The sequence below is a fragment of the Gracilibacillus pellucidus genome, assembly GCF_033949965.1.
Classification (GTDB): Bacteria; Bacillota; Bacilli; order Bacillales; family Amphibacillaceae; genus Gracilibacillus; species Gracilibacillus pellucidus.
Genome location: NZ_JAWZSR010000001.1, coordinates 56,059 through 74,267, shown reverse-complemented (window position 1 = coordinate 74,267; position 18,209 = coordinate 56,059). Strand labels below are relative to the sequence as shown.

The following is an 18,209-nucleotide window of genomic DNA, read 5'->3' as shown; positions in this document are numbered from 1 at the left end:
TTTTATGATATCGACAACCAAGTGACTCCATATATTTAAATATTAAAATCCTTTTTCCACATCTACTTTATTTTCTAATGGGAGTCCTTTTTCGATATTTTGCAGTGTATCTACAAAACATGCAACTGCTTCTTTAGCTGTTGTAACAGCAGAGATATGTGGGGTAATCCATACATTAGGATGGTTCCACCATGGACTATCTTCAGATAATGGTTCCTCTTGAAATACATCAAGCACCGCAAATCTTACCTTTTTATCTTCAAGCGCTTGAAGCAAATCTGCATCATGAACAGACTCCCCTCTACCAACATTAATAAACCCGATATTGGAAACATGCTGAAAAATAGTATGATTAAATAATTGTTCCGTCTGATCTGTTAATGGTAACGTATTAATCACATACTCCACTTCATTTAATAAATTCTTCGGAACTTCTGCTTGCTTATATACTTTGTTAAAATAATCTTTGTCCTTACCACTTAATGAGACTCCATACACTTCCATTCCAAAAAAGGCAAGAGTTTGCGCAACCTTTTGTCCTATCTCGCCCGTTCCGTAGATTACTGCTTTTGTCTCCTGAAGCATAGCAGGTGTATGAGACTTCCACGATTTACTCCTTTTTTGCTCGGCAAATTGATCATGTTTTTGTATATCTTTTAACAAATAGCTTAAAACATATTCACCGATTCTCTCTCCAAACGACGTAATCGTTCTTGTTAGTAACACCGCTTCATCCCAGCTCTTATTATGTACAAAGTGGTCCACACCTGCTCCTAAAGAATGAACCCATTGTACCTTTTGATAATCATAACTAGCATCAGTCTTAAAGGACACAAAGGCATCTGCCCATTTCAAATCTTCCTCTGTTATATTTTCTTCTGTCACATAACAAATGTTTTTGTCCAGCTTATACCCGTTGATCAGCTCAGCTATTTGATGATTTAACTTGCTTAGAAATAATATATTCTCTATTTGCATACAAACTTCTCCCTTTGTGTTTTAATGGAAGCTTCGCTAGTTTTTCTATCAACTTTTGTAATTTACTATCAACTTCCAGCTCTTTTCTATCAACTTTTATGATTTTATTATCAACTACGGAAAAAGAGGCTTGTTAAACAGCCTCTTTCCTCTTTACTTATCTAATTTTGGTGCTTTGCGATGTTTCGTTGCTTGTTCATATCCATAGGCTAACTTGATTAGTGTTGGCTCTCGATATGCTAGAGCTGTAAATGTCACACCAAATGGTTTACCATCTTTCGTATATCCGCCAGGGACGGTGATTGATGGATATCCTGCTTTAGCTGGCATTGCTGCGCCCAAATTATTCGGGAATAAAATCGCGTCCAACTGATGTTCTTCCATCACGACATCGATTCCTCGTTCACTGGAGTGTACCAAATCTAAGCGTCTATCTTCTAGATAGTCTGGATCTTCCGGATCATCACTCATCGTTTGGGCATGCTCTAGTATTGTTTGTCCATACGGAATTGCTGTTTCTGCATGTTCTTTATTATATGCAATGATATCTGCTAAATTTTTAACTGGTACATCATCAGACACACCTTCTAAATATGCATTCAGATCATGCTTGAATTCATGGTATAGTACACGGGACTCATGTTCATGTGTTGGAATTTCAATTGGATCTACCATAACAGCACCTTTACGCTTCATTTCTTGAATAGCTTTTTCCATCAACTTCTGCTCTTCTGCCGTTAACCTATTTATCGTTGTTCGATCAACACCTATTCGTGCACCCTTCAACCCATTCTTTACTAGATATTCCGTATAATCGATCACAGACTTATCAACTTTTGTATTCGTCGCTTCATCCTTCTCATCATAGCCCGCAATAGCTGTTAATAGAATGGCCGCATCACTTACTGTACGTGCCATTGGTCCAGCAGTATCCTGACTATGTGCAAGTGGAATGATACCAGAACGACTAACAAGGCCTAATGTCGGCTTAATTCCAACGAGTGAATTACTGCTTGCTGGACTTAAAATGGATCCGGAAGTTTCTGTACCAATACCGACGACTGCTAAATTCGCTGCAATACCGGCTCCTGTCCCTGAGCTAGAACCACCAACATCAAATGTTCCTGGTCCATATGGATTAAGTACTTGTCCTCCACGCGAACTAAATCCATTCGGTAAATTTTCCGTAATAAAGTTAGCAAACTCCGACATGTTAGCTTTTCCTATGATAATTGCCCCTGCTTCACGAAGCTTTTTTGCTAAAAATGCATCTTCACTAGCAATATTATTCGCTAATGTGACAGCCCCTGCACTAGTATGCATATTATCGGCTGTGTCTACATTATCCTTCACAAGAACTGGGATACCATATAATAACCCTGCATTTTCTGGTCTATTGCGATCAAGCTCTTCTGCTATTTGTAGCGCATCAGGATTAATTTCAATGATAGATTTTAGTGTTGGTCCTGCTTGATCATATTGTTCTATACGATCTATGTACATCTGTGTTAATTCTTTAGACGAGATTTTTCTTGCAGTTAACGCTTTTTGTATTTCTTCTAATGTTGCTTCTTCTAAAACAAACGATTTGTTTGATTTCACTTTAGATGCAATTCCAATAGCAGCCGCTGCACCTGCTAATGACCCAAGAACAATTGCTACATTTTTCTTATTCGCTTTTGGCAACTTCCATCTCCTCCAATATGTATGTTCTATATTTTGGTATTTAAACAATAGTATACTATAAAATTAACACTATTCTAAATAATTGATTCTTTTATCACGGTGTAAACATCCGTAAAACCCCCACTTCAAGGTTCGAGTTAAAACAAAGAAGCTAAGTGAGAGATAAACGGACGCTAACTCCCTGATAAGTTTCGCTAACAATCAGCGGGAGTCAAAAACTTCCACTGATTGAAGTCTCACTTTATAAAACAACAAAAAAAGCAGGTATCAGCCCTGCTTCTTTCATCACTTATGCACTTTTGCCACAACATTTTTTATACTTTTTACCACTGCCACATGGACATGGTTCATTTCTACCGACTTTTACTACCGTTCTAGTTACAGAGCGCTTATTGTTCGTTGATGCAATTTGCTTTAATTCTTTAGATGTATATCCTTTTAATGTCCATTTTCTCGTATTATTCATTAAATCTAATACGATATCTGTTAATGGACGAACAATGTTCATATCTGTTAATTCGAACATATAAGACAATATCGTCATCACATCGTTAAGCCCTTGATCATTTCTAATAGCAAAAACCGTTTCACTTGCTACTGCATCTGCCTCTTCTTTTGTTACATCAAAAGTTGTCATCAAGTAGTTTACTAAATCATGATAATGTTTGTTTCGGTCGATAAACTTCGATTCTGCCGCTAATACTAGTTGCTGTCTATCGAACGGATAAAATGGAACATCTACTTTAGCTTTATGCGCTTGTAATACTTTCTCACTATCCATCACTCGACTATTAAACAGCGTATCTTCTTCTATTCTTACTTCATCAAGGTACATATTCAAGTCAGCAATAAGACTCATACATTCAGTATATGAAGGAGTATAGCTCGCATACTTTCCAATCTGTTTTACTAATTGTTCTGTTGTTAATGCACCATAATAATACAACAGACCTTTTGTTAGCTTCACTAATTCCGTATTTCGTTTAATGGCTTCTTGCACCTTTGGTTCTGTTTGTAGTGCTTGGATCGTTTCTGCTAACTCAGCCGGAATCGCAACTATTTGTTCCCCTTCATTTGTCCCCGTATAAATTAATCCATTGCGTCGGAAATAATCCAATTGGCTTGTACTTAAACGAGGCGCAGTCATGTGACCACCATTTTCCACGATAGTTGTTAATAGCATGAATCGTTCTTCATCCCATGAAAGAGCAAGTTGTTCGACAAAGTGAGGTATTTGTTGTGCTAGTACATCTATAAGGTCAGCTTTTTTCAAGCCACTTGCGTTTTTAACCTTTAAGTATTTTCTGATATCCTCTAACTCACTTTTCGTATACTTACTTAACCCGTCTTGGAATGTAAGTGGTACACTGATTGTGCTCCAATATTTCTTGAACTCTTTATCCTCTAGTTCCTTTCTGGAATCATTCACAGCATTCACTGTTTGATCCAGAAGTTTTCTATCCTTTATTTGATCACTCATTTTTACACCTACACTTTTGCTTTTTTCATGATGAACTAGCATTATTCACCAAAAAATGTGAGTGCAAGAACGACAACATGCTCTTACACTCACACTCTATTGTAACGCCATTTTGCTTTTTGAACAACCTTGATATTATGACAATCGTATTCTTCGGTAAACTAGTACCCCTAAACCAATGATTAACGCGATTCCACCTACCAAAAGATAAGTGAATGTATTCGTCGCCGTATTCGGAAGAACGTTATTTTCTTGCGTATCTTTATTAGTGGATACTTCTTTTGGTTCTTTCTTTTCTGTTTTCACACCTGGCTCATTATCTGTTGGTTCTTCATTATTTCCTTTTGTATGATGGTTATCATCATTGTTGTCATCTTTATCATCTGTTTTCGGATTATTTGCTTCATCACCATCATTATTATCCGTATCATCATTCACTTGCTCGTTATTTCCTTCCGGTGCTTCGTCTTCTGGATTGTCATTACCTGTTTCTTCCTCGTTCGAACTATCATCATCTTCTTCATCCTGATTCTCTGGCTGACCATATTCTTGGCCACGCAGATCCACTATTCTACCTTCTACTTCTGGCTCTACCACACCATTCAAATCATCTACCATATACTTACGTAGTTGATCCCAATCAATTTCACCGATATCTTTTACACGACCTTCATCATATGCTCGTGCAAATAAATCGTAACCGTCCCCACCTTTACCAGTGAAATTATTTGTCGTAATGAGATATGTTTGGTCTAATTTCATTTCTTCATATTCTCCATCTCTTTCTACTTCTATTGCCATCACTCGCGATCCAGGTTCTTTCGTACTATCATAATAATACTTCATTCCAGCAACTTGTAAGAAACCACCACTTTCTTGTGGAGCTTGACGGACACTGTGTTCTAATGCTTCTTTTATTTCTGATCCTGCCAATTCTGCTACAACTGGATCGTTACCAAACGGTAATACAGCAATCACTTCACCGACTGTAATAGGTCCTTGTTCAATCGCAGCTCGGATACCGCCACCATTCTGCAAAGCTATTACAACGTCTGGATATTTTTCTTTTGCTTTCGCTAACATCGCATCTGTTACTAAGTTTCCTAATGCCGTTTCATTCGCACGAACACTAACATCACTATCACTAAGTCGTGGATTAGGAATTTCTTTCACAGCTACAGCTCCTGTCTCCTGATTAGAGAGCTCTTCCACTTCTGCCTTATATGGCTCAAGTATTGCAGCAGCTTCAGGATCTGCTTCTTTTTCATTAACATCAATTAGTTGACCAGCAAAACGCTGAACGATACCATTTTCGTCAAATACAACGTCCACTTTACCTAATAATTGTGCGTACTGATGTGCTTGAACAATAACAGTAGGATCTTTCTCTTCACCAGATGCATCTGTTGTAACGACAACAGGCTCGTCCAATTTTGTATGTGAATGCCCACCAACAATTACATCAATACCGTCTACATTTGCGGCCAACTGCAAATCATTACCGATATCTGGCGTGCTGTCATAACCTAGATGATTAACAGCGATAATTTTGTTTACACCTTGCTCTTCGAATGCTGCAACCGCTCGTTTTGCTTCTTCGATATAATTTAAAAATTTCACACTTACAGGACTTGAGACATTAATCGTATCTTCCGTCGTCAAACCAAAGATACCAACTCGCTCACCATTGACTTCTTTAATAATCCCGTCATACACGGCGCCATCTTCTGCTACATCTGAAAATAAATCATTACTTACGTATGGAGCCATATATGGATCGCTTGAAAAATCTAAATTTGTCCCTAGTAGTGGAAAATGTGCAGCATCTACAAATTTTGCTAAAGATTGATGTCCGTTCTCATTAGAACCTAAATCAAACTCATGGTTCCCAAATACCATCGCATCAAAATCCATCAAATTTAAGATTGCTAAATCTGCCATTCCATTAAATTGATTAAAATATAATGTACCTGAAAATACATCACCTGCATGAAATAATAATGCATCAGGATTTTCTGCTCGTACTTCCTTGACTGCCGTTAACATGTTAGGTAATGGTTCCACATGTGCATGCGTATCGTTCATATGCATAATCGTTAAAGAAAAATCTTCTTGCTCCTCTTCTTCAGCAAAAACATGAACAGGTAACATCAAGGCAAAAACAAAAACAATACTCGCTATCACACTTAAAGGGAAACGAAAAGCAGGATGATTAGCCACTATACCGAACCTCCATTTTTTAAATTATTGTAAATAACCGATTATGTGTCATCTAGTGAAGTATGTAGTCGAAACCTAGCCTCCTTTCTTCAACATATACTGTCATTGTAAAAATGAACTATTAACCTGTAATTACAGGCTTGTTAAGAGAATGTAAAAATGGAATACCCATCCTCTTGAAAAAGAAAACGGGTATTCCACTTATGTCATATACTGATATTCCAATAATTGCTTCAACATATCAATCTCTTTCACTAGCCTATGACCCACATTTGTTTCACGGACTTTCTTCCGTTCTAGTTCCTTATCTACTACTCGTTTAACAGATAACACATCTGCGCCATTTAGTAGTACTGCTTTTTTTGAATTAAAATGTTGATGGGAAACAAGCTGCATGCCAAAGGAATTGTATAGTAGTGTATACCCAGCAATTCCTGTTGTTGATTGATATGCTTTCGAAAATCCTCCATCAATTACGATCATTTTACCATTTGCTTTAATTGGATTTTCCCCTTCTATTTCTTTGACAGGTGTATGTCCGTTAATAATATGACCATGATCCGGATCTAAACCAAATTCTTCAAGCATATTACGACATGCTTGTTCATTCTCTCTTAAATAAAAGTATGGATTTTTTTGTTCCTTATGTGCTTCTTTATCTTGAATAAAATAACGTTCGAATGTTGTCATAGCTCTTTTTCCAAACAAGGATGAATATTCACCTGTCCATAAGTACCAGACCATATCTGTCGCTAAATCATCTGTTTTGTCAATATCAGTAAAAGCTTGACGCAAATATTGCTCAAATTTATCTAGTAGTTCTCGTCCTTTATATGACTCTCCTTCAATTTCCATCTGCTCCATATTTCCTTCTTCATCAACCGGAATACAGCCATGAATCAATAAATTACCATTGTATCGTAAATATAAATTTCCTTTTTTCAATAAAAACTTCATATGTCTGGCGAGTTTTTCAGAATGTTGTACAGATAATAATAATTTATCGATTATCTCTTGCTCTTCAGGTAATAGCGCAGCAGGGTCTTCTGGATTTATTGTTGCAAAGCACGTATTTTCTAACGAATACGTCTTACCATAAACCGTTACTTCATTACTTTCATAATCTATCTTTTCTAGTAAAAGTCTTTCCGACATATTAAAAAATGGACGACGCTTAATAATCGGACTTTCCAACTTAAATTGGATGATCGCTATTGCTTGATGAATTTTGGTGATTTGTAATGCTTCATCTTCCGACAACGGATTATCTGGTCGCATTTTTGGACGAAAGGCAGGATTATCTTCATAATATTTCTCTGCTACATTCAGTAGCGGTCTTAAATTGATACCATATACATCTTCAATAATATCGAGATTATTATAACGAGCACAAATCCGAATAATATTGGCAAGACATACTTTAGAACCTGCATAAGCACCCATCCATAATACGTCATGATTCCCCCACTGAATATCCACTGAGTGATAATCAATTAATGTATCGACAATTTTATCTGGGTCAGGACCCCGATCATAAATATCTCCTACTACATGGAGATGATCAACTACTAATTGTTGAATGGTATAGGCAAGACCAGTAATCAGTTTGTCTGCTTGTCCTAATAAAATGATTTCCTGCACAATTTTTTCATAATAAGTTGTTTTGTTCGAGTATTTATCTGATTTATATAGTAATTCTTCAATAATATAAACAAATTGTTTTGGCAATGCTTTGCGCAATTTAGATCGTGTATATTTAGAAGAAGCGTATGGAATCAGTTGTACCATATTACAAATCGTTTCCTCATACCAATCATAGAGCGCCTGTTTATTGTTTACATTATTTTTGATTAATGTTAATTTCTCTTCTGGATAATAAACTAATGTAGCAAACTCTGTTATTTCTTCTTTCGTTAACTTGTCTTTAAAAATATCTGTTATCTTTTCCTTCACTTTACCAGACCCATTTCTTAACACATGTTGAAATGCATGATACTCACCGTGCAAATCACTGACAAAGTGCTCGGTTCCTTTAGGTAAATTTAGAATGGCTTCTAAATTAATAATTTCCGTGACTACTTTTTCTTCACTATCATATTTTTCAGCTAGTAAATCCAGATATTTTGTGTTCAACGTAACGATATCCCCTCTCTGCAATCAATCACACTACATATATAATGCTATTTTAACAATTAATACATCATATTTCTAGATTTTTCTACATTTAATGCAACACTTTAAATATATTTTACTTATGCTAACGATTAATTATTTCTCGGGAAATATCGTCATAACTTTACATCTATTTCGTTACATGACAAATTTACGCTATAATAGTTGTAGGAGGGATTACATGTCAACATTTACTGTCATCGGCGGAGGTATTGCCGGTGCATCTATTGCCTATCATCTAGCCAAAAAGGGGCATGCGGTAACCATTTATGATCGTACAGACTCTGGGCAAGCAACTACTGCCTCAGCAGGAATTATCTGTCCATGGGTTAGCCAGCGTCGAAATAAAAAATGGTATAAACTTGTCCAAGAAGGCGCTAAATATTATCCACGTTTCATCAAAGAATTAGAGGCAACAACAGAACATTCTACAGGATTTCAGCAAAATGGGGCGATTTGTCTTTTTAAAGATGAACGTGTTCAACAACTAGCATATGAACGAATTTCGTCTAAACAGGAAGGTTCTCCAGAAATGAGAGCTGTATATAAATTGACGAAAGAAGAGGTAAAACAAATGCATCCACACCTAACAGATGCCTATCCAGCAGTGTTTGTTGAAGGTGGCGGTCAAATAAATGGAAAGCAACTTCTTGCTGCATTTAAAGAAGGAATTAAACAACATGGTGGAAACTGGATACAACAGCATATAGAACCTTCTAAAGCGGAGGGAACTGTAATCTATACTGCTGGAGCATGGTCAGGGGAATTTACATCAAAACCAGAGGTACACCATCAAAGAGCGGAGTTACTTCACTTCCAACTACAAGAAGAAAAGGTGAACACCTCAACTCCAGTTGTAATGGGACTTGGTCCAATGTACATTGTCCCTACAGGAGAAAATCAATTCGCCATTGGGACAACACATGAAGATACGAAGGAATTCTCTATCACACCATCTGAGGAGAATTTACAATATTTACACGGTGAAGCAGAACGGTATTTTCCCCAAACAGAGCTTAACGCTCAACATATAGCAGTTGGTTTACGTCCATTTACTAGAGATTCTTTACCTTTTATTGGCTATGTTGAGGAAAACACGTTTGTTGTCAACGGACTTGGTTCTACCGGATTAACAGCAGGGCCTGTAATCGGTAGAGAAGTCGCGGATTACCTATCTGGCGAGGAAACCGTGTTAGAATTGAGTGATTACGCTTATTTTTAAATAGTGTTTGAGAATGAGACTTTCACACACAGAAGGGACTGAACTATGCACAGCGATCAATATTGCCAACTAGACTATTCTTAAAAATATTGGAGGTATAATATTGATTCAACATTTACACACAAACAGATTAGCTTTAAAGCAAATTAGTAAGGCGGATGCCGAAAGTTTATTTGAAATTTGGTCAGATCCTGAAGTAACGCAGTTTATGAATATCGATAACTTTACAACCGTAAATCAAGCAGAAGAAATGATTGTGTTCCTCAATCAATTAACTGAAGAATGTAAAGCTATTCGTTATTCCATAATCGATCGTGAGTCAAACAAAATAATAGGTTCTTGTGGATTTAATACCCTCGATTTTGAAAATAAAAAAGCGGAGATAGGTTATGATATCGCCAAAAAGTATTGGGGAAAAGGTTATGCACCAGAAGCTATTACAGCTCTCGTCGATCATGCCTTTCAAACATTAAAACTCCATCGCATAGAGGCAAAGATAGAACCTGCGAACACGAACTCTATTAAAGTCGTGGAAAAGCTAATGTTTACCTATGAAGGAACACTGAGACAAAGTGAGAAATCAAAAGGACGATTTATTGATTTACACATGTACGCAAGATTAAATAGGTAGATTCTTAAAAACCCAGGAGTGTCATAACCCCTGGGCTTTTATGCCTTTTCAATCACTTGCATAAGCTGCTCTTTTGTATAATGACCTATTATTCCTGGTTTCGTAAGTAAATAATGAAAAATTTGCTGATTACTAAGTACAATAGTCGTTTTTAACCCATGAATAATCATGCTCAAATATTCTTTAGACGGTTGCTTCATCGGAACATCTAAATCCCAATCAGAAGTAAAAGTTAGAATTGGATAGCCCTCCTTTTCCCCTAAATATAGTACTGTACCATACCAAGAATCTCTAAATTTCATTGCACCTTGCTTTATTACTTTTGTTAAATCAAGGTTGACCTCGCTACCATCGTTCTCTTGTTTCACTACATCCTTGAACTGCTCAACTGTAATTAAATATTGTCTACTATATGTATAATTGGATTGATCTTTATTAAGTCCAATAAATGCAACACCTTGGTTTTGCCAGCGTGTGGATTCTTTTGCGAAATATAAAGGATAGCGCATAATATACGTTTCTTCTGCAATCGGTAATGATTGATCTCGACACCCTACTTCTATCTTCTCGGATCCTTTAGGACGCCCTCCTTTTATATAGCATAAAAATCTATCTTTACTTAAATTAGAACCATAACTTGCATACCAAACATAGTTTTTTTGCTTATTAGCTGTAATCATCGTTACGCTCTCCCCATTTATAAAGTAAGACTTACAAGGACGTTAGTGTCTATTTCCCCCACTTAGCTTGCTTGTTTTCCGTTGAAGATTGAATTGGAGTTTTACTGACTCGTACACCGTGATAAATTATCTAATGGTTAACTGATAGTTCGGTAAAGCAACTTGTTTAGCTGTTTCGTCTATTAATGGTTTAATGATAGACTGTTCACTTAACTGAAAATCAATTTTCTTAAAGCCAGATCGTTTGAACAATTCAAAAGAACAAGCTAATTTCTGGTTTAACTGAGGATTGACGGTCTTTATCTCTCTACAATCTATCTCTAATACATAACTAAATGTCGAAATAGAGCCAATCTGCTTTTGATAGTCTATATGAAATTGATCCGCTAGTTCGGGAGTAAACCTTCCTCGTACATTCATATAAACAGATTTCAATCTTGGTTGTACATTTATAATGTAACCACCATCTTCTGTCATGTTTTCAATTTTTACCATCCTATAACTTCCTTTCACTATTGCCTATCAGGACAAAAGTGACACATATCCATTCCTGTTGCCACTATATTCCTTTGTGAATACCTATTTTACAACACATGTTAAGTATCCACAATATTCTTTTATTACTTTTTACCTATTAAATATATCTCACAAAAAAAGAATCCTAAAATCGTTGCATCATCGTCTTTGTAAACAAAACAACTACCACTTCTCTAATAGTCATATGCACACCTTACATAAATTCTGCTACAATACTCGGATTCTCTCAGTAACTATTTTTTATCACGGTATAAACGCACTGATAAGTTTCGCTAACAATCAGCGGGAGTCAAAAACTCCCACTGATTGAAGCCTCGCTTTATAGCTTATTCCAAATCTAATGATTCATCTAATGCATCTGGAAAAACAATTGTATCGAATTCTTCACCTGATTCATCATCAGCTAATTTGATAACAACCTCATAGTTGTCAGCACTTGCACCATCTATTAATTGATAGAGCATGCCAGAATACGCTAAAGAGAATAAAATGAAACTATCCATACTGTTTTCGTATGCTTCCTTATCTACCGCTACCTCAAATTCTGAGTAATTCTTATTCACATCAATGTTTTCAATTGAACCAAAATCCTCATCATTTGCCAGTTCTTCCATAGACTCCTCAATTCCGTTTGCTGTTTGTTCTAACCAATCTTTATGGGCAGCTTTCGACATTTTATACGTCACTGTTCCATCATCATTTTGCGTAACCTCACTAATACCTTCTTCTGTGTTTTCATCCTTTATTTGCTCCAAATCCTCTCCTTCAAAAAATGAAGCAGGTAACGTAACTTCTACATTTAACAATCCTTTATTAACTTCCATTCCACCCTCTTCTTCCTCCAACTCTACCTCTTTCTCCTCATCACTAATCGTTTCACTAGCGGCTTCATTCTCTGACTCTTGCACATCACCATCTACCTCTTCTTTTGCTCCACAAGCTACAATAAACAACAAACAAATGAATAAAATCCATAATTTCTTCATTTTTCTTCCTCCTCTGTTTTTATCATCTGAAATACCATCAATTATCCATGTATTTCTTACCTATTTTATAGTTAATCAGAACTGAAATCTATCAAATTCCAAAAATCTAGACTATTGGCATAGATTTTAAGTCTATCGTTTTTTTATATTACCTTTACCCTTATTTAACCGTTTATTAACACTACATTAGTATTGTAGAGATATACAAATAACAAAGGAGTGAATAGTAAATGTTCAAGAAGATTGGTGCTGCTCTACTAAGTGCAGGAATTATTTTCTCTGCGATAAGTACCCCAGTTTTTGCCGAAAAACCGGATTCACCTGGAAAAAGTAATAGCAAAGGTGGAAAGAAGATAGAAAATGTTATTTACTTGATTCCAGATGGATTTAGTGCAAATTATGCTGCTAATTATCGAGTATTTAAAGGGGAAGATGCTGTTTGGGACAATCACCTGAAAGGAATGTTTAGTACTTATTCAGCTAACTCTGCTATTACCGATTCAGCAGCTGCTGGTACAGCAATGGCAACAGGTGTAAAAACAAATAATGGGGTTATTGGACTGGATACAGAAGGAAATGAATTAACGACGATTCTAGAAGCATCTGAACAAGCTGGGAAAGCATCAGGATTAGTCGCTACATCAACGATTACACATGCAACACCAGCTGTTTTTGCATCCCATGTCGATAATCGAAATAATCAAACAGAAATTGCGAGACAATATATTGCAAGTGATGTCGATGTTTTTTTAGGTGGAGGTAAAGACATGTTTTTACCTAAATCTGAAGGTGGTAATCAAGAAGAGTTAGATCTAATTGAACAAGCACAAGAGGTTGGATTTACATTAGTAGAAACACAAGATGAATTGCTAAACACTTCTATCAACCTTAAAAAAGGGGAAAGACTACTTGGACTGTTTGCTGATGATGCACTCTCGCCAGAATTGCATCGTGATGAAACAACAGAACCTAGTATAGCTGAAATGACACAAGTAGCTATTGACACATTAGACAAGAATAAAAAAGGGTTTTTCTTAATGGTAGAAGGTAGCCAAATTGATTGGGCTGGTCATGCTAATGACGCAGCATGGGCTATGACGGATGTAGAAGCATTTGAACAAGCTGTTGAGGTAGCAATCGATTATGCGAAAAAGGATAAGAAGACCTTAGTGGTGGTTGCGGGTGACCATGATACTGGTGGTATGACAACAGGTGCAAATGGTTCATTGAAATTAAATGCAAATATTCTTCAAAATGTTACAGCAACAGGTGAATATATGGCAGCTCAACTCAATGAAGAGCGTTCTAATGTGAAAGACATCGTTGAACAGTACACATCATTAAATGTAACGGATCAAGAGATAGAATATATTCGACAGGCAACAAATGTAGAGCTTGCTATCAATAAAATAGTAAGCGACTATGCATCTGTCGGCTGGACAAGCACTAATCATACAGGTGCTGATATCCCTGTTTACGCATTTGGTCCACAATCTGAAAAGTTTGTTGGTTTTCATGATAATACTGATTTACCAAAAATTATCGCCAATATTTTAAAAGTAAATTTAGGTAACTGATGTAATCTTCCCCTTTTCATTAAATATAGACAAAAGGAGCCTATCGACTAGTTCGCTAGGCTCTTCATTTTAATCATAACATATGATCAATTTTGTTTATTGAGCAGTATAACCACCATCAAGCGTCAATGTATTTCCAGTCATATAAGATGAATCTTCACTTGCGAGGAAGAGCACTGCTTTTGCCATCTCCTCTGGTTTTCCAAGTCGTTTCATCGGTGTACTATCACTTAACATTTGACGATCTGTTTCACCTAATATTGGTGTATCGATAAATCCAGGACAAAGCGCATTGACACGAATATTTCGCTCTGCATACTCCAATGCAAGTGAACGTGTTAAATTAATGACACCGCCTTTCGCTGCATTATAAGCAGCACTTCCTGGTGAACCCACTAGGCCATACATAGAAGCAGTATTAACAATAACACCACCATCTGCTTGTAAAAATTGTTTGATTGCTTTTTGTGCAACTAAAAATACCCCATCCAAGTCGACACCAACTGTTTTACGCCATTCTGAAAAATCAAGTTGCTCAGATGGTTTAACCGCACCAATTCCCGCATTATTAAATAAGATATCTACTTTACCAAACTCAGAGATTGTCTTTGAGAAAACATCATTGACTTGCACTTCATTCAATACATCAGCAGTGACAAAGATAGCATCAGCTCCTTGTGATGACAACTCAGACGCTAAAGCATTTCCTTTTGCCTCATCCATATCAACAAGTACTACTTTTGCCCCTTCTTGAACAAATAATTTTGCTGTTTCTGCTCCGATCCCAGAAGCTCCACCTGTAATTATTGCAACTTGTCCATCTAGTTTCGCCATGTTAAGACCCTCCTAAAATTAATGGTATTACACCTTGTACAAGTAAGTAATCTTACCTATTTACATTATATCAGACATATGACCATTTACCTGTGAGATCTATCACAATTCACAAATTCATTATTACAAAATAATTGAATTAACTTCTATTTACTTGAAATGGTTTGAGGAGTTAATCCTCACCAACCTTCCTAGTTACAGCTCGAACGTTGAAGTGGAAGTTATTCGGACATTTGCACCAAAAAATGAAGATCAGATCCCTGTTGTCTCCATTCAGAATCTGATCTTCCCTATACTAATTATGCACTTTTACGCTTCTTAAACTCGCGATTTTCCTCTTTTTCTTGTAGCTTCCGATAAATCGTCGCTATAATTGGTCCCGATATATTGTGCCATACACTGAAAATCGCACTAGGAACTGCTGATAATGGATTAAAATGTGTAGCTGCTAATGATGCACCAAGCCCTGAATTCTGCATTCCCACTTCAATCGATACAGCTTTTTGTTGCTTCGGATCCATTTTCATTATTTTTCCTAAACCATAGCCTACTAAATAGCCTAGACTATTATGAAGAATGACAATGACAGAAATTAACAAGCCTGTCTTAGCAATTTGTTCTTGGTTACTACTTACTACGGCAGCAACAATGGCAACAATACCAATAACGGATACTAATGGAATAGCCTTTACTCCAGCTTCTACTTTATCCTTCAATAATGCTTTAACAAGTAAGCCTAACAAAATTGGTACTAAAACTATTTGTACAATCGATACAAATAACGAACCAGCTGACACTTCTAGCCACTGACTAGCAAACAGATAAATAAGTGCAGGTGTTAAAATTGGTGCTAAAACAGTTGAAACAGCTGTAATGGAGACAGATAATGCGGTATCTCCTTTAGATAAATAGGTCATCACATTTGATGAAGTACCACCAGGACAACAACCAACTAAAATAACGCCAATCGCTATCTCTTTAGAAACTGGTAAAATAGTTACAAGTGTAAAAGCAAGTAATGGCATAATCAAGAACTGACCTGCTACACCAACCGCTACCTCTTTTGGACGTTTAAACGCTTCTTTAAAATCACTAGCTGAAAGTGTAAGTCCCATACCGAACATAATAATACCTAATAATGGCGTGATAAATGCTGACAGCCATGTAAACCCTGAAGGTATGAGAAAAGATACAATAGCAAACAATACTACCCAAATTGCAAACGTACTCCCTACAAAACTACTAACTCTCTCTAATGTTTTCATGTTACTCCCCCTCATGTTGTCTGTTTAGAAATTATATAATATATTCTGAAAATTTCAACTAATAAAACAAAAAGATTATTACTATCTTTGTAGATAATATGTTATCAACATATGAACAGAACATCATTATCTTATTTTAGCGTTCTTTATACCAAATCTTTGTAAAGTCAGTCCATCCTAGAGAATTAAAATAAACTCCTTTTACATAACGAGGGTAAAATGCAAATTGGTTTATTCTGTACAAATGAATAGAACCATAATCTAGAATCAGTTTCTTTTCCACTTGTTTTAAAAAAGCGACTGCCTCTTCTTCTCTTTCACCAATTGCTGATAAACGTTTTTTCATAGTTGTTGAAATATGTTGTGTTAAAAAACTATGATTTCCCCTAAGAGCCGATAAGTATGTATATAGATCACTTTCATAGCTTAATTGTTCACCCAAAAGAAGATCCGCTTGTTCATCAAGAGCTAGCGTATATAATTGCTCATAGATATAAAATTTTATCTGAACGGTAATCCCTTCTTTTAACAACTCTTGCTGTATCCATCTAGCATCTATTTCGTTCCCTGCGCCGTTATAACTTATTAATGTTAATGTTTCTCCATTGTAACCACTTTCTGAAAGAGCCTTTCTTCCAACTGTCTTAGACCGAGCAAGCGGGCCTTCTTCAAACTTCTCCAATAGATGTGATGCCTGTTTTTCACGGGTACCACCTAAATCCTGTATCATTTTTTCCGGTGATAATAAATGATAAATTGCCTTTCTTAATAAGCGGTTATTAGCGATAATACCTTGTTTCATATTGAGAGAAAGTAATTTACTACCACGATCTAAAACCGTATACTTCTCAAAATTATGCATCTCTCTTCCCTGATATGGATAATGATAAAAATTCATTTCTTCTGGACCTGAAAAATTATTCAACACTGCAGCATTATCATACAACTGTGGAAAAAAATAAATAATAATTTCATCAAGATAAGGACGCCTTAAAAAATAATCATTAAATACATTTATCATTAATTTATCTTCCGTATTTTCACTTACTTTATATGGTCCTGTACCGATAGGCATGTTTTTTGTACCAGCATTATCTTTTGGTACAATGCTTCCTCCTAAGGAAGATGCTACATGTAAAAAGAAAGGTGACGGCTTACTGAATAAAAATTCAACCATATATTCATGTTTCACCGTGATTCTTTTTATATCTTGAACGATCCATCTGTATGGTGATCGATTTGTTAGATGCCGATTAAAGCTATATCGGACATCTTCTGCCGTCATTTCCTTTCCATGATGAAATCGGACTCCTTTTTGTAAATAAAATATCCAATTCGTACAATCGTCATTATGTTCCCAATAGTGAGCTAGGTGTGGAAGAAATTCATTAGTTTCCTGATTAAATGTAATAAGAGTACTAAACAAATGACGCATCAGATGATTTTCAGAGCGTCGACATACAAATGCGGGATCAAGGATAGGTAGTGAGCGATAAGATGGAAAGTGTAGCCTTGAAATCCTATTCTCTTTTATATCTGCCTGTTCGCTAAGATATGTGTGAAAGATCCAATCAATAAATTCTCGCTGTATGGAATCATTTATCTGATACTTCTTTAACAATTGGATAGATTCATCAATGGAAGTAGGAGTGATCATTCGCTTCGCCTCATTGACAACAAGAGCTTCCACATTTTTTAACAGTTTAATAGTGGAATAGTTCCCTCTGCCCTTTCCAGACTTCCAAATAATCCAATTCTCTTCTTCTAGCTTACGGATAATTATTTTAGCATTTCGATATGAACATGATAATAAATCAGCTATACAATGGACCGTTATCGGGAGCTCTACGTCGGTTTCGTTTAGCTGTTGAAAGAGTATTTGATAGTGTTCCAATAATCTCAAGTTAACACACCTCCATTTAATAACTGTTCCTGTAAAGT

14 protein-coding genes are annotated in these 18,209 nt (G+C 36.1%); 3 read left to right on the top strand and 11 right to left on the bottom strand.

The genetic code is table 11. The annotated features are described in order from the left end of the window. Window positions 1-42 precede the first annotated feature (42 nt). From SH601_RS00325 to SH601_RS00305, 5 genes are all read right to left on the bottom strand, one after another. Complete coding sequence (locus SH601_RS00325) at window positions 43-978, bottom strand: D-2-hydroxyacid dehydrogenase (protein WP_319956220.1); 936 nt, start codon at window positions 976-978, stop codon at window positions 43-45. A gap of 153 nt (window positions 979-1,131) precedes the next feature. Further along, window positions 1,132-2,664: an amidase family protein gene (locus tag SH601_RS00320; protein WP_319956219.1), complete on the bottom strand. Its 1,533-nt coding sequence runs from the start codon at window positions 2,662-2,664 to the stop codon at window positions 1,132-1,134. A 289-nt stretch (window positions 2,665-2,953) separates the two neighbouring features. Next, the gene (locus SH601_RS00315) at window positions 2,954-4,144 is read right to left on the bottom strand and encodes a YecA family protein (protein WP_319956218.1); all 1,191 of its coding nucleotides are present in this window, start codon (window positions 4,142-4,144) and stop codon (window positions 2,954-2,956) included. 135 nt (window positions 4,145-4,279) lie between these two features. Then, the gene (locus SH601_RS00310) at window positions 4,280-6,364 is read right to left on the bottom strand and encodes a 5'-nucleotidase C-terminal domain-containing protein (RefSeq protein ID WP_319956217.1); all 2,085 of its coding nucleotides are present in this window, start codon (window positions 6,362-6,364) and stop codon (window positions 4,280-4,282) included. Window positions 6,365-6,565: 201 nt separating this feature from the next. Next, window positions 6,566-8,497 carry a fructose-1,6-bisphosphatase gene (locus tag SH601_RS00305; protein WP_319956216.1) on the bottom strand — a complete coding sequence of 644 codons (1,932 nt, stop codon included), beginning with the start codon at window positions 8,495-8,497 and terminating at the stop codon, window positions 6,566-6,568. A gap of 220 nt (window positions 8,498-8,717) precedes the next feature. Here SH601_RS00305 and SH601_RS00300 point away from each other — a divergent pair, with 220 nt between their 5' ends. Next, on the top strand, window positions 8,718-9,758 hold the full coding sequence (locus tag SH601_RS00300) for an NAD(P)/FAD-dependent oxidoreductase (RefSeq protein WP_319956215.1): 1,041 nt from the start codon (window positions 8,718-8,720) through the stop codon (window positions 9,756-9,758). 103 nt (window positions 9,759-9,861) lie between these two features. Then, entirely contained in the window at window positions 9,862-10,389 is a 528-nt protein-coding gene (locus SH601_RS00295) for a GNAT family N-acetyltransferase (RefSeq protein ID WP_319956214.1), read from the top strand. A 38-nt stretch (window positions 10,390-10,427) separates the two neighbouring features. On the opposite strand, the gene SH601_RS00290 is transcribed toward SH601_RS00295, so the two are convergent. The 3 genes from SH601_RS00290 to SH601_RS00280 form a co-directional block, all read right to left on the bottom strand. Then, entirely contained in the window at window positions 10,428-11,069 is a 642-nt protein-coding gene (locus SH601_RS00290) for a hypothetical protein (RefSeq protein ID WP_319956213.1), read from the bottom strand. A 126-nt stretch (window positions 11,070-11,195) separates the two neighbouring features. Further along, window positions 11,196-11,564, bottom strand: a complete 369-nt coding sequence (locus SH601_RS00285) for a hypothetical protein (protein ID WP_319956212.1) — start codon at window positions 11,562-11,564, stop codon at window positions 11,196-11,198. Between the two features lie 368 nt (window positions 11,565-11,932). Continuing rightward, window positions 11,933-12,592, bottom strand: a complete 660-nt coding sequence (locus tag SH601_RS00280) for a hypothetical protein (protein ID WP_319956211.1) — start codon at window positions 12,590-12,592, stop codon at window positions 11,933-11,935. Window positions 12,593-12,822: 230 nt separating this feature from the next. Between SH601_RS00280 and SH601_RS00275 the strand changes: the two genes are divergently transcribed. Next, on the top strand, window positions 12,823-14,169 hold the full coding sequence (locus SH601_RS00275; RefSeq protein ID WP_319956210.1) for an alkaline phosphatase: 1,347 nt from the start codon (window positions 12,823-12,825) through the stop codon (window positions 14,167-14,169). Window positions 14,170-14,265: 96 nt separating this feature from the next. On the opposite strand, the gene SH601_RS00270 is transcribed toward SH601_RS00275, so the two are convergent. The 3 genes from SH601_RS00270 to SH601_RS00260 form a co-directional block, all read right to left on the bottom strand. Beyond that, window positions 14,266-15,003, bottom strand: a complete 738-nt coding sequence (locus tag SH601_RS00270) for an SDR family NAD(P)-dependent oxidoreductase (RefSeq protein WP_319956209.1) — start codon at window positions 15,001-15,003, stop codon at window positions 14,266-14,268. 299 nt (window positions 15,004-15,302) lie between these two features. After that, the gene (locus SH601_RS00265) at window positions 15,303-16,268 is read right to left on the bottom strand and encodes a bile acid:sodium symporter family protein (RefSeq protein WP_319956208.1); all 966 of its coding nucleotides are present in this window, start codon (window positions 16,266-16,268) and stop codon (window positions 15,303-15,305) included. Window positions 16,269-16,404: 136 nt separating this feature from the next. Then, window positions 16,405-18,171 carry an SgrR family transcriptional regulator gene (locus tag SH601_RS00260; RefSeq protein ID WP_319956207.1) on the bottom strand — a complete coding sequence of 589 codons (1,767 nt, stop codon included), beginning with the start codon at window positions 18,169-18,171 and terminating at the stop codon, window positions 16,405-16,407. Window positions 18,172-18,209 lie beyond the last annotated feature (38 nt).